This window comes from Cereibacter changlensis JA139, from assembly GCF_003034985.1.
Taxonomy (GTDB): Bacteria; Pseudomonadota; Alphaproteobacteria; order Rhodobacterales; family Rhodobacteraceae; genus Cereibacter; species Cereibacter changlensis.
This window is the reverse complement of sequence record NZ_PZKG01000019.1, coordinates 15,953-30,505: the sequence shown is the minus strand read 5'-3', so window position 1 is coordinate 30,505 and position 14,553 is coordinate 15,953. Positions and strand designations below refer to the sequence as shown.

Genomic DNA, 14,553 nt, shown 5'->3' with positions numbered 1-14,553 from the left:
TCCCGCCCCTGTTTTTGCCGGGGCTTATTCTTCGTGGAGAAACGCTAACATACAGGGTGATTCAGGAAAACCCCCTTGTTTCAAGAGGTTTGCGCACAAGCTTCAGGGTTGCGCCGCAGATCTGGGGTCAACCGGTTGTTCGGCAACAACTTGTGCCCCATCCCCCTCCAGCGCGGCGACCAAGGCGGGCAAGCCGCCCAGATCGGGCAGCTCGCGGAAGCGGCGGTGGCCCGCCGGAGGCTCGGCGGATTCCAGCGCCCAGGTCAGGCCATGCGGCACATGCACCCCCCAGCCGCCGGCCTCGATCACTGGCAGCACGTCGGATTTCAACGAGTTGCCGACCATCAGCGCCCGCTCCACCCCGTCGCCGTGCCGGGCGAAGACCCTCGCATAGACCTGCGCCGTCTTCTGCGACACGATCTCGACCCCGTGGAACAGCTCACCCAAGCCCGACTGCGCCAGCTTGCGCTCCTGGTCCAGCAGATCGCCCTTGGTGATCAGGATCACCCGGTGCTTCTCGGCCAGTGATTCCACCGCGGCGCGGGCATGGGGCAGCAGCTCGATCGGGTGCTCCAGCATCTCGCGCCCGGCCGCCATGATCTCGGCGATGACCGGGGCGGGAACGCGGCCCTCGGTCACCTCGATGGCGGTTTCGATCATCGACAGCACGAAGCCCTTGATGCCGAAGCCGTAGGACCCCAGATTGCGGGTCTCGGCAGCCAGCAGCCGGTCGTGCAGATGGTCCGGCGCGGCGTAATCCGCCAGCAGCCGGGTGAAACGGTCCTGCGTCAGCCGGAAGAACGTCTCGTTCTGCCACAGCGTGTCGTCCGCGTCGAAACCGATTGTTGTCAGAAGGCGGGTCATGATGCGGGCAGTGTCGACCGGGACGGGGCGGACCGCAAGGCCTGTCGCGGCGCCCGTGCCTCCCCCTTTCGGAAGAAAGAAAAAAGTCTATAATGCCAGCCTCAGCGACCCGTCCCGAATCCGCGATCCGTCAGGAGTTCTCTTCGTGATCCACCGTCCGCTTCAGATGTCCGACAAGACTGACGGGCCCGACGGCGATGCGTCGATCCTGACCAAGACCCGCAGCAAGACCCAGCGCCCGCCGCTCTACAAGGTGTTCCTCTTGAACGACGACTACACCCCGATGGAATTCGTCGTGCATGTGCTGGAGCGGTTCTTCGGCCTGAACCATGCCCAGGCCTTCGAGATCATGCTGACGGTCCACAAGAAGGGGCTGGCGGTCGTCGGCGTGTTCTCCTTCGAGGTGGCGGAGACGAAAGTGGCGCAGGTGATGGATTTCGCCCGCCGCCACCAGCATCCGCTGCAATGCACCATGGAAAAGGAATAGGGCCGCACGCGGCCGCTCATGCGATCTGCAAGACTGACCCTCGCACTCGAGACGGGCGCCGTGGTGCTGCCCGATACCGGCACGATTGCCATCTACCGTCCGCGCGGCGGCGACGACCTCTCGGCGCTGCCGAAGGACCGGCTGCTTGTGGTGCAGGGCTTCCGCCCCGACCATGACGCTTTCGCCGCGCAGGGCTATCGCGTGACGGTGCAGGGCGGGTCGGGCCATGCTGCGGCCATCGTCTGCCTGCCGCGCGCCAAGGCCGAGGCGAGGGCGCTTCTGGCCGAGGCGACGCGGGCCGTGCAGCCCGGCGGGCTGGTGGTGGTGGACGGGCAGAAGACCGACGGGGTCGAGGCGGTCTACCGCGACCTGGGCGAGCGGCTGGGGGTCTCCGCCACGCTGTCCAAGGCGCATGGCAAGCTGTTCAGCTTCGCCGCGGCCCCGGGGCTCGAGGATTGGGCCGCGCAGCCGCAGCAGGTCGAGGGCGGCTTCCAGACCCTGCCGGGGGTGTTCTCCGCCGGTGGTCCCGACCGCGGCTCGATGCTGCTGGCCGAGGCGCTGCCGGCCAGCCTGCCGGGCCGTGGCATCGATCTGGGCGCGGGCTGGGGCTTCCTGTCGCGGGCGGTGCTGGCGCGCGAGGGGGTGAAGCAGCTCGATCTGGTGGAGGCCGAGGCGGCGGCGCTCGACTGCGCCCGCATCAACATCACAGATCCCCGCGCCCGCTTCCACTGGGCCGACGCCACCAGCTTCAAGCCCGAGAAGCTGGCCGATTTCATCGTCTGCAACCCGCCCTTCCACATTTCGCGCGATGCCGATCCCGCCCTGGGCATGGGTTTCCTGCAGGCGGCGGCGCGGCTGCTACAGCCGGCCGGGGTGCTCTGGCTGGTGGCGAACCGTCACCTGCCCTATGACCGCGGGCTGGCCACGCTGTTCCGCGAGGTGAAGGACATCGGCGGCGATTCCGCCTTCAAACTCATCCGCGCCGCCCGCCCCGAGCGGGCGAGACACATTTAACGGGGTCCTCCCATGTCACTTTCCATCGCTGGCAAGACCGCCATCGTCACCGGCGCCGCCAACGGCATCGGCTATGCCATCGCCCGGCATTTCCTCGACAAGGGCGCCAATGTCATGTTCGTCGACATCGACGAGGAACGGCTGGAGCAGCAGGTCGGCGAAGAGGCGCGGGCCGAGGGGCCGCTGCGCATGTTCGCCGGCGACCTGCGCGAGAAGTTGACCATCACCAACCTGCTGTCGGCCACGGTCGACGCCTTCGACCGGGTCGACATCCTGGTGAACGCGAGCCGGCAGATGGTCGCCTCGGACCCGCTCTGCCCCGAGGAGGACGCGGTGGAGACGCTGCTGCAGCAGAACCTGCTGACCAGCCTGCGGCTGACCCAGCTGACCGCCAAGCGGATGATCGCCCGGGCCGAGAAGATGACCGATGTCGCCGGGCCGATCGGCTCGATCATCAACATCTCCTCGATCGCGGCCCACCGCACCCAGCCGCAGCTGCTTGGCTATTCGATCAGCTGCGCCGCGCTGGACCAGATGACCCGCTCGATGGCGGTGGCGCTGGCGCCGCGCGGCATCCGGGTGAACTCGGTCGCCTTCGGCTCGGTCATGAGCGCCAGCCTGCAGGCCTCGCTGAAGGAGAACCCGGCCTATCGCGAGGCGATCACCTGCTGCACCCCGATGCAGCGGATCGCCAGCGCCTCGGAACTGGCGGAGACCGTGCAGTTCCTCGCCTCCGACGCCGCCAGCTTCATGACCGGGCAGATCCTGACGCTGGACGGCGGGCGCGGGCTGATCGACGCGGTGCGGGCGCCGGTGCACTGATCACTCGGGGTATTGCGCCTTGCACTGGCTGACCGAGGCCTGCGCCGCGCGCGCAAGCTCGGTCCGCTTGGCCTGGAGACTGGCGAGCAGGCGCGCCTCGGCGGCGAGGTCGATGGCCTTGGGCCGCGAGATGGTGCGGGGCCGGGTTTCGAGGCAGAGCCGCGGGGCGACGGCGACCACCTCGCCGGTCTTCTTGTTGCGGCGGAAGCGGTCGCCGCAATTTTCCCAGACCGGCTCGTAGATCACCTTGTCTTCCATGGCATAGCCGCGGGACAGGTTCAGCTGACTGGTGGCGATCAGGCTGTCGACCGTGCGCAGGTCGCGGGTTTCGCGGTAGACGCAGCGCTCCTGCGGCGTGCCGCAGGCGGCGAGGGCGAGGCCGAGAGGCAGGATCAGCAGAAAGCGCATGGCGGACTCCTTTTCCCATATCTAGCGCGCGGGCCGCGGCGCTTCCAACCTTTCCTGCGCGCTGGATCGGTAATGCCGACTCTGTTACGGCTCGGAAAACGCGTCGGGAGATTTGCATGATTGAAGAATTCGACAGCCGGAAAGCCCGGGCCGCCGCCTGGTTCCGCAGCCTGCGCGACGAGATCGTCGCGTCTTTCGAAGGGCTTGAGGACAGCCATACCGGCGAGGGCGAAGCGGGGCGCTTCGAGGTGACCGAGACCCGGCGCGAAAGCGGCGGCGGCGGGCTGATGAGCGTCATGCGCGGCGGGCGGGTGTTCGAGAAGGTGGGCGTCAATGTCTCCACTGTCCACGGCTCGCTGGGCGAGCGGGCGCAGAAGGCGATGGCGGCGCGCGGCGTGCCGGGCATGGCCGAGAACCCGGAGTTCTGGGCCTCGGGAATCAGTCTCGTCGCCCATATGCAGAACCCGCATGCGCCGGCCGTGCACATGAACACCCGTATGTTCTGGACGCCGCATGCCTGGTGGTTCGGCGGCGGGTCGGACCTGAACCCCTGCCTTGAATATCAAGAGGATACGGCGCACTTCCATGGTCGGATGCAGGCGGCCTGCGACGCACATGCGCCGGATTACTTCGCCCGGTTCAAGGCCTGGGCCGACGAGTACTTCTTCGTGCCGCACCGGGGACGGGCGCGGGGGGTGGGGGGGATCTTTTATGACGATCTCAACACCGGCGATTGGGAGGCCGACTTTGCCTTCACACAAGATGTGGGGCGCGCCTTCCTGCCGGCCTTCGTGCCGCTGGTCGAGAAGCGCCGCGACATGCCCTGGACCGAGGCCGACCGCGACGCGCAGCTGGTGCACCGCGGGCTCTACGCCGAATACAACCTGGTCTACGACCGGGGCACCAAGTTCGGGCTGGAGACCGGGCATGACGCCAACGCGGTGCTGATGAGCCTGCCGCCGCTGGCGAAGTGGGTTTGAGACGATGCACATCCGATGCACGCTGCGTGCACGGGTGATGCAGACGACCTGAGGCGGCGCGCCGCCCCGGGTCGGCTCACTCGCTGCAGACGTAGACCGTGCCGCCCACTGCGACGACGGTGACAGCGGCGGCGGCGAGCACGGCGGGGGCCGAGAGCGCGGCGGCGGTGGAGGCGCCGAGGCTGGAGAGCGCCGAGCCGATGCTGGCCCCGGTGCCCGACATCACCACGGCCCCGGCGCCGTTCTGCACCGCATTCACCCCGGAGAGCGCGCCGCGCCCGGCATTGCCGGCGATCGCCAGCGCCGAGTCGCGCGAATCGTTCACCTTCTCGCAGAAGGCCCGGGTCGGCTGGGCGCAGTGGACATAGGCGTTGCGCTTGCCCTGGGAGAAGCCGGTGTAGGTCTCGGCCTTGGCGTCGTATTGCAGGCAGAAGACCGAGCGCTCGCTGTCGGTCAGGCCGGGGGTCATGGCGCGCAGGGTGACGTAGCCGGGGCAGGTGATGTCGCCATAGCCGCCGAGGAAGCGCTCGCGATAGCTGCGGTTCTGCCGCATCTCGGCGTCGTCGGTGTCATATTGCAGCGGCGTCGGGAATCCCTCGAGCGAGGTGAGGCAGGCCTCCGGCTTGGCTTCGGCGGCGGTGCCCAGCACCGAAGCGGCGGGCAGCAGGAGGGCGAGGATGAGGATGGCCTGTCGCATGGTTCACTCCACGTTTTGCGGGAGCGTGTCAGGTCGCGGGCCTGGGTTCAACCTGAGAGAGGGTCAACAAGGCGTGACGGCAGGGCAGGGCGGCGGCCCGTCGCTCGGGCCGCCGCCGCCAGGTCAGCCGCGGACCGCCTCGATCATGCGGGCCACGTTGTCAGGATCGGCCTCGGGGGTGATGCCATGGCCGAGGTTGAAGATGTGCGGCCCGCCGGAGAAGGCGTCGACGACGCGGCGGGTGGCCTTCACCAGCTCGTCGCCGCCGGTGACCATGTAGGACGGGTCGAGGTTGCCCTGCACGCAGCCGGTGCTCTGCACATGTTCCGCCGCCCATTCCGGCGTCACCGAATTGTCGATGGCCACGCAATCCGCGCCGGTCTTCTCGGCGAAGCCGATGTAGCCGTCGCCGGCCTCGCGCGGGAAGGCGATGATCGGCAGGCCGGGGTGGCGGGCCTTCAGCTCGGCGATGATGCGGCGGGCGGGCTCGACGGCGAAATCGTCGAAGTCCTGGCCCTTCAGCGACCCGGCCCAGCTGTCGAAGATCTTCACCACCTCGACGCCGGCCTCGACCTGCTTCGACAGGTAGTCGACGGTCGCCTCGGTGATCCGGTCGATCAGCGCGGTGAAGGCCGGGCGGTCGGTGTCCTTCAGCCGGTGGGCGGCGGCCTGATCGGGCGAGCCGCGGCCGGCGATCATGTAGGTGGCGACAGTCCAGGGAGCGCCGGCGAAACCGATGAAGGTGGTCTCCTTCGGCAGCTCGCGGGCGAGGATGCGGCAGGTCTCGTAGACCGGCGACAGGGTCTCGTGGATCTCTTCCTTCGGCTTCAGCGCCTCGACGCCGGCCATGTCGGTGATGGTCGACATGCGCGGGCCCTCGCCGGTGGCGAACCAGAGCTCGGCCCCCAGCGCCTGCGGCAGCAGCAGGATGTCGGCGAAGAGGATCGCCGCGTCGAAGCCGTAGCGGCGGATCGGCTGCAGCGTCACCTCGGCGGCAAGCTCGGGGTTGTAGCAGAGCGAGAGGAAGTCGCCGGCCTGCGCCCGGGTGGCGCGATACTCGGGCAGGTAGCGGCCCGCCTGACGCATCATCCAGATCGGGGGCGTCGGCAGGGTCTCGCCCTTGAGCGCGCGCAGGATCGTCTTGGTCATGGGATGCTCCTTCATGCTTGGCTTGCTGTTCCCAAGCGCGGCGCGGGATGTCAATATGGGGAGTTGTCAGGCGAAGTGGACAGCGCTAACCAATTCGGCATGACACATCCCATGCCCACACCCGCTGAACCCCTCAAGATCGGCACCCGCGGATCGCCCCTCGCCCTGGCGCAAGCCTATGAGACGAGGGCGCGGCTTTCCGCGGTCTTTTCGCTGCCGGAAGAGGCATTCGAGATCGTCGTGATAAAAACCACGGGGGATAAGGTACTTGACCGGCCCCTGAAGGAGATCGGCGGCAAAGGTCTCTTCACCCGCGAGATCGAGGACGCGCTGCTGGACGGCGGAATCGACATCGCCGTGCATTCCATGAAGGACATGCCGACGCTGCAGCCCGAGGGGCTGATCCTCGACACCTACCTGCCGCGCGAGGACACGCGGGACGCCTTCGTGTCGCCCTTCCCCGGGGGAATGGCTGATTTGCCGCAGGGGGCGGTGGTGGGGTCGTCGAGCCTCCGGCGGCGGGCGCAGCTGCTGAACCGGCGGCCCGATCTGCAGGTGGTGGAGTTCCGCGGCAACGTGCAGACCCGGATGAAAAAGCTGTCCGAGGGCGTTGCGCGGGCGACCTTCCTCGCCATGGCCGGGCTGAACCGTTTGAAGATGGATGACGTGGCCCGGGTGGCGGTCGAGCATGAGGAGATGCTGCCGGCGGTGGCGCAGGGCGCCATCGGCATCGAGCGGCGGATCGACGATCAGCGCGCCGAGGAGATGCTGGCGGCGATCCATGATGGGCCGACCGGACGCCGGCTGATGGCCGAGCGCAGCTTCCTTCTGCGGCTCGACGGGTCCTGCGAGACGCCGATCGCCGGGCTGGCGCTGCTGGAAGGCGACGAGCTTTGGCTGCGCGGCGAGATCCTGCGGCCGGACGGGTCGGAGTCGATCTCGGGCGAGCTGCGCGGGCCGGCGTCGGACGGGCAGGCGCTGGGTCTGGCCTTGGCGGCAGAGCTGTTGGGCCGCGCGCCGAAGGACTTTTTCAGCTGGCGCTGACGCGCAGGGCCCGGCCGCGGCCGGGCCCCGCTTTTCACTGACCGGCCGGCGGGATCGTCTTCCCCGGGTTGAGCAGGCCGCGCGGGTCGAGCGCGGCCTTCAGGCTGCGCATCACGTCCAGCGCCACCGGGTCCTTGCGCCGGGTCATCGACGGCAGCTTCGACAGGCCGACGCCATGCTCGGCCGAGAAACTGCCCTTCAGATCGGCCACAACATCCTCCAACGCCGTGACCACCGCCTCGTTCAGCGCCGGATCGGTGCGCGAGGGATAGGCGGTGTAATGCACGTTGCCGTCGCCGAGATGCGCCACCACCAGCGAGGTTGCCTCGGGGTCGAGCTCGGCCAGCCGGGCGTCGATGGCGGTGAGGAAATCGCCGACCCGGTCCAGCGGCACGGCGATATCGGTGTCGATGATCGGCATCTGGGTGAAGGTGATGCGGGCGGCCGATTCGCGGCGCTCCCACATCTCGCGGCGCTGGGCTTCGGTGCGGGCGACGGTGGCGTCGAGCACCATGCCCTCCTCCATCATCCCGGCCAGCGTTTCTTCCAGCAGGGTGACGATGGGCAGGCTGCCATCGGCCAGCGCATCCGCGTCGCGCGGCGCGGTGGCGCCGACCTCGACGAGGATCGTGGTGTCATGCGTCTCGGCGAAGGGCGGCTTCAGATTCGGCAACTCGCGGGCGAGCCGTTCCATGTAGCGGCGGGGCATGTATTCGAAGGCCTCGACCGCGCCGCCGGTGGCCTCCTGCAGCCGGTTCAGGAGGATCAGCGCGTCGGGCAGCGAGCGGGCGGCCAGCGTCGCCGTAGCATGGGCGCGGGGCTTGGGGACCAGTTTCATCACCGCGGCGGTGATGATGCCCAGCGTGCCCTCGGCGCCGATGAAAAGGTCTTTCAGGTCGTAGCCGGAGTTGTCCTTGTGCAGCTCCGACATCAGGTTCAGCACCCGGCCGTCGGCCAGCACCACCTCCAGCCCGAGGCAGAGCGCGCGGGTCGAGCCGTAGCGCAGCACGTTGGAGCCGCCGGCGTTGGTCGACAGCACGCCGCCGATCTGCGCCGAGCCGCGGGCGCCGAACCAGAGCGGGAAGTAGAGGTTCTCGGCGTCGGCGCCCTCGTGCAGGCTCTGCAGGATCGTGCCGGCCTCGACCACGGCGAGCCGCGTGTCGGCGCGGATCTCGCGGATGCGGTTCATCCGCTCCAAGGACAGCATCAGCGCGCCCTCGTTCATCGTCGCCCCGGTCAGTCCGGTGAGCCCGCCGGTGGGGACGACCGCCACCCCGGCCTCGGCGCAGGCGCGCACGGTGGCCGAGACCTCGGCCGTCGTGCCGGGCCGGGCGACCGCCAACGGCGAGGACTGGTACTTGCCGGTCCAGTCGCGGCAGTAGCGCGCGGCGGCCTCGCCGGTGAGGACGTTGGCGGCTCCGAGAAGCTCGGTCAGGCGGGCGGTCAGGGTCATGCAGGGCTCCGGGCAGGTCACGGCCTTTTGTGCCGCCGCCCGCCCGGAATGGCCAGAGCCATGTCAGTCGGCGGCGCGCTCCAGCAGCTTTTCCACCTGCGGGCCGATGGCCTCGACGATCACCGCCACGCCCTCGGCGCTGGGGTGGATGCCGTCGGCCTGCAGGTACTTCTGCCGGGCGGCAGCGATGTCGAGCTCGGCGGTGAGCGGGGCGAAGAAGTTGGTGTCGAGATCGGCCCCGTATTGCTCGGCCAGTTCGGGATACATCGCATCGAAGGCCTGCTTGAAGGCCGGGCCATAGTTGCTCGGCGCTTCCAGCCCGACCAGCAGCACCGGCAGATCGCGCTCCGACGCCTTCGACAGGATGGCATCGAGATTGGCACGGCTGCTTGCCGGATCGAGCCCGCGCAACAGATCGTTGCCGCCGAGGTTCACAATCATGGCATCGGTTTCGGGCGTCAGGCTCCAGTCGAGCCGGGCAAGACCGCCCGCCGTGGTGTCCCCGGAGACGCCCGCGTTGATGATCGTGACGTCTTTTCCCTTGGCATTCAGCCAATTCTGCAACTGCGGAACGAAACCCTCCTCGGGCGGCAGGCCGTAGCCGGCGGTCAGGCTGTCGCCGAGGGCGACCAGCGTCTGGGGTTCGGCGGCGGCGGCCGTGGTCGCGAAAACCAGGGCCATCGCGCAGTTGCGCAAAGCGCGGGCCGCGCCATATGCAAGGGGGAAACAGGCTTGAGAGGCGATGTGCATGGGTGATCCGGTTCTGGCGCTGAAGGCGGCGCGGCTGACATTGGCGGGCAATGCGGGGCCGGTTGAGATTCTGAAGGGCATTTCGCTGGAGGTGGCCAAGGGCGAGACGCTGGGGCTGATCGGGCCGTCCGGTTCTGGCAAATCGTCGCTCCTGATGCTGATGGGCGGGCTCGAACGCGCCACCTCTGGGTCTGTCGTTGCGCTGGGCCATGACCTGACCAAGCTGGACGAGGATGCGCTGGCGCGCTTCCGTCGTGGGAATATGGGGGTGGTGTTCCAGTCTTTCCACCTGATCCCGACAATGACCGCGCTGGAAAACGTGGCGGTGCCGCTGGAACTCGCCGGAGTCGAGGATGCCTTCGGGCGGGCCGAGGCGGAATTGCGCACGGTGGGCCTGGGCAGCCGGATGGATCACTACCCCTCGCAGATGTCGGGCGGCGAGCAGCAGCGGGTGGCGCTGGCGCGGGCCGCGGCGCCGCGACCGGCGATCCTGCTGGCCGATGAGCCGACCGGGAACCTCGACGGAGTCAACGGGGCGGCGATCATGGACCTTCTGTTCGGGCTGCGCGACCGGCATGGCGCGACGCTGGTGCTGGTGACCCATGCGCCGGAACTGGCGGCGCGCTGCGACCGGGTGGTGCGGCTGGCCGACGGCATGGTGAGCGGCGAAGAGCGGAAAGCGGCATGAGCGTCGCCTGGCGGATCGCCCGGCGCGAGCTGCGCGGCGGGGTGAAGGGCTTCCGGGTCTTCCTCGCCTGTCTGGCGCTGGGGGTGGCGGCGATTGCCGCCGTCGGCATGGTGCGCGCGGCGATCGAGGCCGGGCTCGAGGATCAGGGCGCGGTGCTGCTGGGCGGCGATGCGCAGATGGAATTCACCTATCGCTACGCCACGGACGAGGAGCGCGCCTATATGGCGGGCATCGCCACCGCCGTGTCGGAGGTGGTCGATTTCCGGTCGATGGCGACGGTGGGCGAGGATCGGGCGCTAACGCAGGTGAAGGGCGTCGATGACGCCTATCCGCTGGTCGGCGAGGTGGTGCTGGAGCCCGAGGTTCCCTTGGCCGAGGCGCTGGCGGGGGTCGAGGGGCTGCCGGGCGCCGTGATGGACCGGGTGCTGGTGGACCGGCTGGGGCTGGCCGTGGGTGACCGCTTCACGCTGGGGGTGCAGGCGTTCCGGCTGGGCGCGGTGCTCGTGCGCGAGCCGGATTCGGCCACGGGGGGCTTCGCGCTCGGGCCGCGGACCATCGTGCTGACGCCGGCGCTGGCCGCGTCGGGGCTGCTGGAGCCCGGGACGCTGTTCGAGACGGAATACCGCATGACCCTGCCGGCGGGCAGTGATCTGGCGGCGCTGGAGGCTCAGGCCGAGACGCAATGGCGCGACGCCGGGATGCGCTGGTCCGACAGCCGCCGCGCCACGCCGGGGCTGGAGCGCTTTGTCGAGCGGATCGGGTCTTTCCTCGTGCTGGTGGGGCTGGCGGGGCTTGCCGTCGGCGGTGTCGGGATCTCGGCGGCGGTGCGGGCCTATCTGGAGGGCAAGATCGCCACCATCGCCACGCTGAAGACGCTGGGGGCGGAGGGACGGACGATCTTCACCGTCTACCTGATGCAGATCGCCGTGCTGACGGCCATCGGCGTGCTGGCCGGGCTGGTGCTGGGCGTGGCCCTTCCGCTGGCTGCCGCGCCTTTCATCGAGGCCTCGCTGCCCTTCCCGGTGGCCTTCGCCATCTACCCGGCCCCGCTGGGCGAGGCTGCCTTCTACGGCATCGTCACGGCCTTTCTCTTCACGCTCTGGCCGCTGGCGCGGAGCGAAGGGGTGCGGGCGGCCTCGCTCTATCGTGGCGGAGGCGGCGAGGGGCTGCCGCGCTGGCCCTACCTTCTGGCGCTGGTGGCGCTGGCGCTGTTGCTGATCGGCGGGGCGGTGCTGTTCTCGGGTACGGTGACGCTGGCGCTGGGCAGTGCCGGGGGCATCGTCGGGGCGCTCTTCGTGCTGCTTCTGGCGGCATGGGGCGTGCGGCGCGGCGCGAGGGCCGGGGCGCGTGGGCTCTGGGTGCGGGGGCGCACGGCGCTGCGGCTGGCGCTCTCGGCCATCGGCGGACCGCGGGAGGAGGCGGGGTCGGTCATCCTGTCGCTCGGGCTGGGGCTTTCGGTGCTGGCGGCGGTCGGGCAGATTGACGCCAACCTGCGCTCAGCCATCGACCGCGACCTGCCGAAGCTGGCGCCGTCCTATTTCTTCGTCGATATCCAGCAGGACCAGATCGGAGGCTTCCTCGATCGGGTGGAGGGCGATCCGGCCGTGTCGAAGGTGGAAAGCGCGCCGATGCTGCGCGGGGTGCTGACCCAGATCAACGGCCGCCCGGCCCGCGAGGTGGCGGGCGAGCATTGGGTGGTGCGCGGCGACCGCGGCGTGACCTATTCCGCCGCGCCGCCCGAGAACACCCGCGTGGTGGCGGGCGAATGGTGGCCGGAAGACTACTCGGGTCCGGCGCAGATCTCCTTCGCGGCGGAAGAGGCCGAGGAGATCGGGCTGAAGCTGGGTGACAGGCTGGTGGTCAACATCCTCGGGCGCGACATCGAGGCCGAGATCACCTCGTTCCGCGAGGTCGATTTCTCGACCGCCGGGATGGGCTTCGTCATGGCGATGAACCCGGCGGCGGTGGCGGGCGCGCCGCATACCTGGATCTCGACGGTCTATGCGACGCCGGAGTCCGAGGCTGCGATCCTGCGCGACACGGCGGGGGCCTATCCCAACATCACCGCGATCCGGGTGCGCGACGCCATCGACCGGGTGACCGAGGCGCTGTCGGCCATCGCCACCGCGACGGCCTGGGCGGCGGCGGCGACGCTGGTCACCGGCTTCGTCGTGCTGATCGGCGCGGCGGCGGCGGGCGAGCGGGCGCGGGTCTACGAGGCGGCGGTTCTGAAGACGCTGGGGGCGACGCGCGGCACCATCCTGCTGAGCTTTGCGCTGCGCTCGGCGCTCCTGGGGGCGGCGGCGGGCGGGGTTGCCATCGTCGCGGGCGGCATCGCCGGCTGGGCGGTGATGACCTTCGTGATGGACACGGCCTATGCCTTCGAGCCCTGGTCGGCCTTGGCGATCGTTCTGGGGGGCGTGGCGGCTACCCTGCTGGCGGGCTTGGCCTTTGCGCTCAGGCCGCTGGCGGCGCGGCCGGCGCAGGTGCTGCGCTCGCAGGAGTAGGGAACGGGAACATTCGGCACGGCCCCGGCATTATCCTCCTGTAAACGGGAGGTAACGGCGATGCCGAAGACGAAGAACCTGGGTATCGACCTGACGCCGCCCGCCGAGGTCGCCTTGGCGGCGGAGAAGGGCCTGGCGCTGCGGCGCAAGTACAAGCGCGGCGGCACCAATGTCGGCGTGGCCCGCGCGCGCGATCTTAAGGGCCGCAAGTCGCTGTCGACCCAGACGATCAAGCGGATGGTGTATTTCTTCCAGCGCCACGAGATCGACAAGCAGGCGGAGAACTTCGGCAACGAGGACGATCCCTCGGCGGGCTATGTCGCCTGGCTGCTCTGGGGCGGCGACCCGGGCCGCGCCTGGGCCGAGAAGCTGGCGGCGGAGATCAAGGCCAGCGAGGGAAAGCCCAAGGATGGCTGAGTTCCAGAAGGGCGACGCCGTGGTCTGGGACTGGGGCAACGGGGTCGCTCGCGGCAAGGTCAGCAAGGTCTACACCCGCAAGATCACCCGCAGCATCAAGGGCACCGACGTGACCCGCAAGGCCAGCAAGGACGAGCCGGCGCTGCTGATCGTGCAGGATGACGGCGACGAGGTGCTGAAATCCTCGAGCGAGGTCCGCAAGGGCTGAGCGTTCGGGATCCGTCAGAGGCAGAGGGGGCCGCGGTCGTCAGGACCGGCGGCCCCTCTGCATGTTCGGCGGGCGCCGCGTGGGCGTTTTGGAATTTTTCATTTGAAAATTCGGTGAAATGGAATATCAATTCCATTGTGGCGGCTTGGGGGGCCGCGGGGAGAGTCACCGATGCTGCCGTTCGCGCTGAACCACATGACGACGCCGCGTCTCGGCTGGCAGGCGTTCCTCGATCTGGCGGCGCGGCTGGGCTGCGTCGGCATCGAGTTCCGCAACGACCTGCCGGGGCCGCTGTTCCAGGGCGCCGAGCCCTCGGAAGTCGCCGCCGGCTGCCGCGACCGGGGGCTGCGGCTGCTGGCGTTGGCGGAAGTGAAGATGTTCGACGACTGGTCCGACGCCAAGCGGGCCGAGGCCGAGGCGCTGATGCGGATCGCGGTTGCGGCGGGGGCCGAGGCGGTCAGCCTGATCCCGCGCAACGACGGTGTGGCGACCAGCGCGCTGGAGCGCCGGGCCGCGCTGGCCCTGGCGCTGCGCGAACTGGCCCCGATGCTGCGCGCCCACGGGCTGCGCGGGTTGGTGGAGCCGCTGGGCTTCGAGAGCTGCTCGCTGCGCCACAAGGCCGAGCTGGTGGAGGCCATCGAGACGCTGGGCGCGGCGGAGACTTTCGCGCTGGTCCATGATACCTTCCATCATCATCTGGCGGGCGGCGGGCCGGTCTTCGCCGCGCATACCGGCGTCGTGCATGTCTCGGGCGTCACCGATGCGGCGCTGACCGTGGCGGAGATGCGCGATGGCCACCGGGTGCTGGTCGATGCGGAGGATCGGCTGGGCAACCTGGAGCAGATCGCAGCGCTGCGGGATGCCGGCTATGCCGGGCCGCTGAGCTTCGAGCCCTTCGCGGCCTCGGTGCATGCGCTGGAGGATGCCGAGCCGGCGCTGCGCCGCTCGATGGGCTTCATCGCCGGCAGCCCGGCCGCGACGGCCGCCTGAGGCGACAGGATCAACCGCCTGCAAGGGCGGTCCGGCGGGAGGATTTTGGTGGGCCGGACACCGACAAGGGAGAGG

16 protein-coding genes are annotated in these 14,553 nt (G+C 69.4%); 10 read left to right on the top strand and 6 right to left on the bottom strand.

The annotated features are described in order from the left end of the window. Positions 1–102: 102 nt before the first annotated feature. Positions 103–864, bottom strand: a complete 762-nt coding sequence (locus tag C5F48_RS06455) for an HAD family hydrolase (protein ID WP_107663091.1) — start codon at positions 862–864, stop codon at positions 103–105. 166 nt (positions 865–1,030) lie between these two features. On the opposite strand from C5F48_RS06455, the gene clpS reads away from it, so the two are divergent. From clpS to C5F48_RS06440, 3 genes are read left to right on the top strand one after another with little or no spacing between them, the layout of a single operon-like run. Next, positions 1,031–1,351 carry an ATP-dependent Clp protease adapter ClpS gene (gene clpS / locus C5F48_RS06450; RefSeq protein WP_170139692.1) on the top strand — a complete coding sequence of 107 codons (321 nt, stop codon included), beginning with the start codon at positions 1,031–1,033 and terminating at the stop codon, positions 1,349–1,351. Between the two features lie 18 nt (positions 1,352–1,369). Then, positions 1,370–2,365 carry a class I SAM-dependent methyltransferase gene (locus C5F48_RS06445; protein WP_107663089.1) on the top strand — a complete coding sequence of 332 codons (996 nt, stop codon included), beginning with the start codon at positions 1,370–1,372 and terminating at the stop codon, positions 2,363–2,365. 12 nt (positions 2,366–2,377) lie between these two features. After that, positions 2,378–3,187, top strand: a complete 810-nt coding sequence (locus C5F48_RS06440) for an SDR family NAD(P)-dependent oxidoreductase (protein ID WP_107663088.1) — start codon at positions 2,378–2,380, stop codon at positions 3,185–3,187. Here the strand turns inward: C5F48_RS06440 and C5F48_RS06435 are convergent, their stop codons facing one another. Beyond that, positions 3,188–3,595: a hypothetical protein gene (locus C5F48_RS06435; protein ID WP_107663087.1), complete on the bottom strand. Its 408-nt coding sequence runs from the start codon at positions 3,593–3,595 to the stop codon at positions 3,188–3,190. Between the two features lie 116 nt (positions 3,596–3,711). Here C5F48_RS06435 and hemF point away from each other — a divergent pair, with 116 nt between their 5' ends. Then, positions 3,712–4,575 (top strand): oxygen-dependent coproporphyrinogen oxidase, encoded by an 864-nt coding sequence (hemF, locus tag C5F48_RS06430; RefSeq protein ID WP_107663086.1) that lies wholly within the window; start codon positions 3,712–3,714, stop codon positions 4,573–4,575. A 76-nt stretch (positions 4,576–4,651) separates the two neighbouring features. Here the strand turns inward: hemF and C5F48_RS06425 are convergent, their stop codons facing one another. After that, positions 4,652–5,272, bottom strand: a complete 621-nt coding sequence (locus tag C5F48_RS06425; protein WP_107663085.1) for a hypothetical protein — start codon at positions 5,270–5,272, stop codon at positions 4,652–4,654. Between the two features lie 123 nt (positions 5,273–5,395). Further along, positions 5,396–6,421, bottom strand: coding sequence for a uroporphyrinogen decarboxylase (gene hemE / locus C5F48_RS06420; protein WP_107663084.1), 1,026 nt, complete (start codon positions 6,419–6,421; stop codon positions 5,396–5,398). 111 nt (positions 6,422–6,532) lie between these two features. Between hemE and hemC the strand changes: the two genes are divergently transcribed. Then, positions 6,533–7,465, top strand: coding sequence for a hydroxymethylbilane synthase (gene hemC, locus C5F48_RS06415; RefSeq protein ID WP_170139686.1), 933 nt, complete (start codon positions 6,533–6,535; stop codon positions 7,463–7,465). A gap of 34 nt (positions 7,466–7,499) precedes the next feature. Here the strand turns inward: hemC and C5F48_RS06410 are convergent, their stop codons facing one another. After that, a complete protein-coding gene (locus tag C5F48_RS06410; RefSeq protein ID WP_107663082.1) occupies positions 7,500–8,918 on the bottom strand; it encodes an FAD-binding oxidoreductase in 1,419 nt (472 codons plus the stop codon). Positions 8,919–8,981: 63 nt separating this feature from the next. Further along, positions 8,982–9,599, bottom strand: coding sequence for an arylesterase (locus C5F48_RS06405; protein ID WP_245941460.1), 618 nt, complete (start codon positions 9,597–9,599; stop codon positions 8,982–8,984). A gap of 67 nt (positions 9,600–9,666) precedes the next feature. Here C5F48_RS06405 and C5F48_RS06400 point away from each other — a divergent pair, with 67 nt between their 5' ends. The 5 genes from C5F48_RS06400 to C5F48_RS06380 all read left to right on the top strand — a co-directional run bounded on the left by C5F48_RS06400 (position 9,667) and on the right by C5F48_RS06380 (position 14,478). Continuing rightward, positions 9,667–10,356, top strand: a complete 690-nt coding sequence (locus C5F48_RS06400; RefSeq protein ID WP_107663080.1) for an ABC transporter ATP-binding protein — start codon at positions 9,667–9,669, stop codon at positions 10,354–10,356. After that, positions 10,353–12,863, top strand: a complete 2,511-nt coding sequence (locus tag C5F48_RS06395; RefSeq protein ID WP_107663079.1) for an ABC transporter permease — start codon at positions 10,353–10,355, stop codon at positions 12,861–12,863. The genes C5F48_RS06400 and C5F48_RS06395 overlap by 4 nt, the downstream gene beginning before the upstream one ends. A 60-nt stretch (positions 12,864–12,923) precedes the next feature. Further along, positions 12,924–13,280 carry a hypothetical protein gene (locus tag C5F48_RS06390; RefSeq protein ID WP_107663078.1) on the top strand — a complete coding sequence of 119 codons (357 nt, stop codon included), beginning with the start codon at positions 12,924–12,926 and terminating at the stop codon, positions 13,278–13,280. Next, a complete protein-coding gene (locus tag C5F48_RS06385) occupies positions 13,273–13,488 on the top strand; it encodes a hypervirulence associated TUDOR domain-containing protein (RefSeq protein ID WP_107663077.1) in 216 nt (71 codons plus the stop codon). The genes C5F48_RS06390 and C5F48_RS06385 overlap by 8 nt, the downstream gene beginning before the upstream one ends. A 171-nt stretch (positions 13,489–13,659) precedes the next feature. Then, positions 13,660–14,478 carry a TIM barrel protein gene (locus tag C5F48_RS06380; protein WP_107663076.1) on the top strand — a complete coding sequence of 273 codons (819 nt, stop codon included), beginning with the start codon at positions 13,660–13,662 and terminating at the stop codon, positions 14,476–14,478. Positions 14,479–14,553 lie beyond the last annotated feature (75 nt).

Excerpts from the sequence above, each read along its gene's own strand:
- C5F48_RS06435 (WP_107663087.1), bottom strand. The coding sequence starts at position 3,595 with ATGCGCTTTCTGCTGATCCTGCCTCTCGGCCTCGCCCTCGCCGCCTGC.
- C5F48_RS06455 (WP_107663091.1), bottom strand. The coding sequence starts at position 864 with ATGACCCGCCTTCTGACAACAATCGGTTTCGACGCGGACGACACGCTG.
- C5F48_RS06400 (WP_107663080.1), top strand. The coding sequence starts at position 9,667 with ATGGGTGATCCGGTTCTGGCGCTGAAGGCGGCGCGGCTGACATTGGCG.
- C5F48_RS06385 (WP_107663077.1), top strand. The coding sequence starts at position 13,273 with ATGGCTGAGTTCCAGAAGGGCGACGCCGTGGTCTGGGACTGGGGCAAC.
- C5F48_RS06440 (WP_107663088.1), top strand. The coding sequence starts at position 2,378 with ATGTCACTTTCCATCGCTGGCAAGACCGCCATCGTCACCGGCGCCGCC.
- C5F48_RS06445 (WP_107663089.1), top strand. The coding sequence starts at position 1,370 with ATGCGATCTGCAAGACTGACCCTCGCACTCGAGACGGGCGCCGTGGTG.
- C5F48_RS06395 (WP_107663079.1), top strand. The coding sequence starts at position 10,353 with ATGAGCGTCGCCTGGCGGATCGCCCGGCGCGAGCTGCGCGGCGGGGTG.
- C5F48_RS06410 (WP_107663082.1), bottom strand. The coding sequence starts at position 8,918 with ATGACCCTGACCGCCCGCCTGACCGAGCTTCTCGGAGCCGCCAACGTC.
- C5F48_RS06390 (WP_107663078.1), top strand. The coding sequence starts at position 12,924 with ATGCCGAAGACGAAGAACCTGGGTATCGACCTGACGCCGCCCGCCGAG.
- C5F48_RS06380 (WP_107663076.1), top strand. The coding sequence starts at position 13,660 with ATGCTGCCGTTCGCGCTGAACCACATGACGACGCCGCGTCTCGGCTGG.
- hemF (WP_107663086.1), top strand. The coding sequence starts at position 3,712 with ATGATTGAAGAATTCGACAGCCGGAAAGCCCGGGCCGCCGCCTGGTTC.
- C5F48_RS06405 (WP_245941460.1), bottom strand. The coding sequence starts at position 9,599 with ATGGCCCTGGTTTTCGCGACCACGGCCGCCGCCGCCGAACCCCAGACG.
- hemE (WP_107663084.1), bottom strand. The coding sequence starts at position 6,421 with ATGACCAAGACGATCCTGCGCGCGCTCAAGGGCGAGACCCTGCCGACG.
- C5F48_RS06425 (WP_107663085.1), bottom strand. The coding sequence starts at position 5,272 with ATGCGACAGGCCATCCTCATCCTCGCCCTCCTGCTGCCCGCCGCTTCG.
- hemC (WP_170139686.1), top strand. The coding sequence starts at position 6,533 with ATGCCCACACCCGCTGAACCCCTCAAGATCGGCACCCGCGGATCGCCC.
- clpS (WP_170139692.1), top strand. The coding sequence starts at position 1,031 with ATGTCCGACAAGACTGACGGGCCCGACGGCGATGCGTCGATCCTGACC.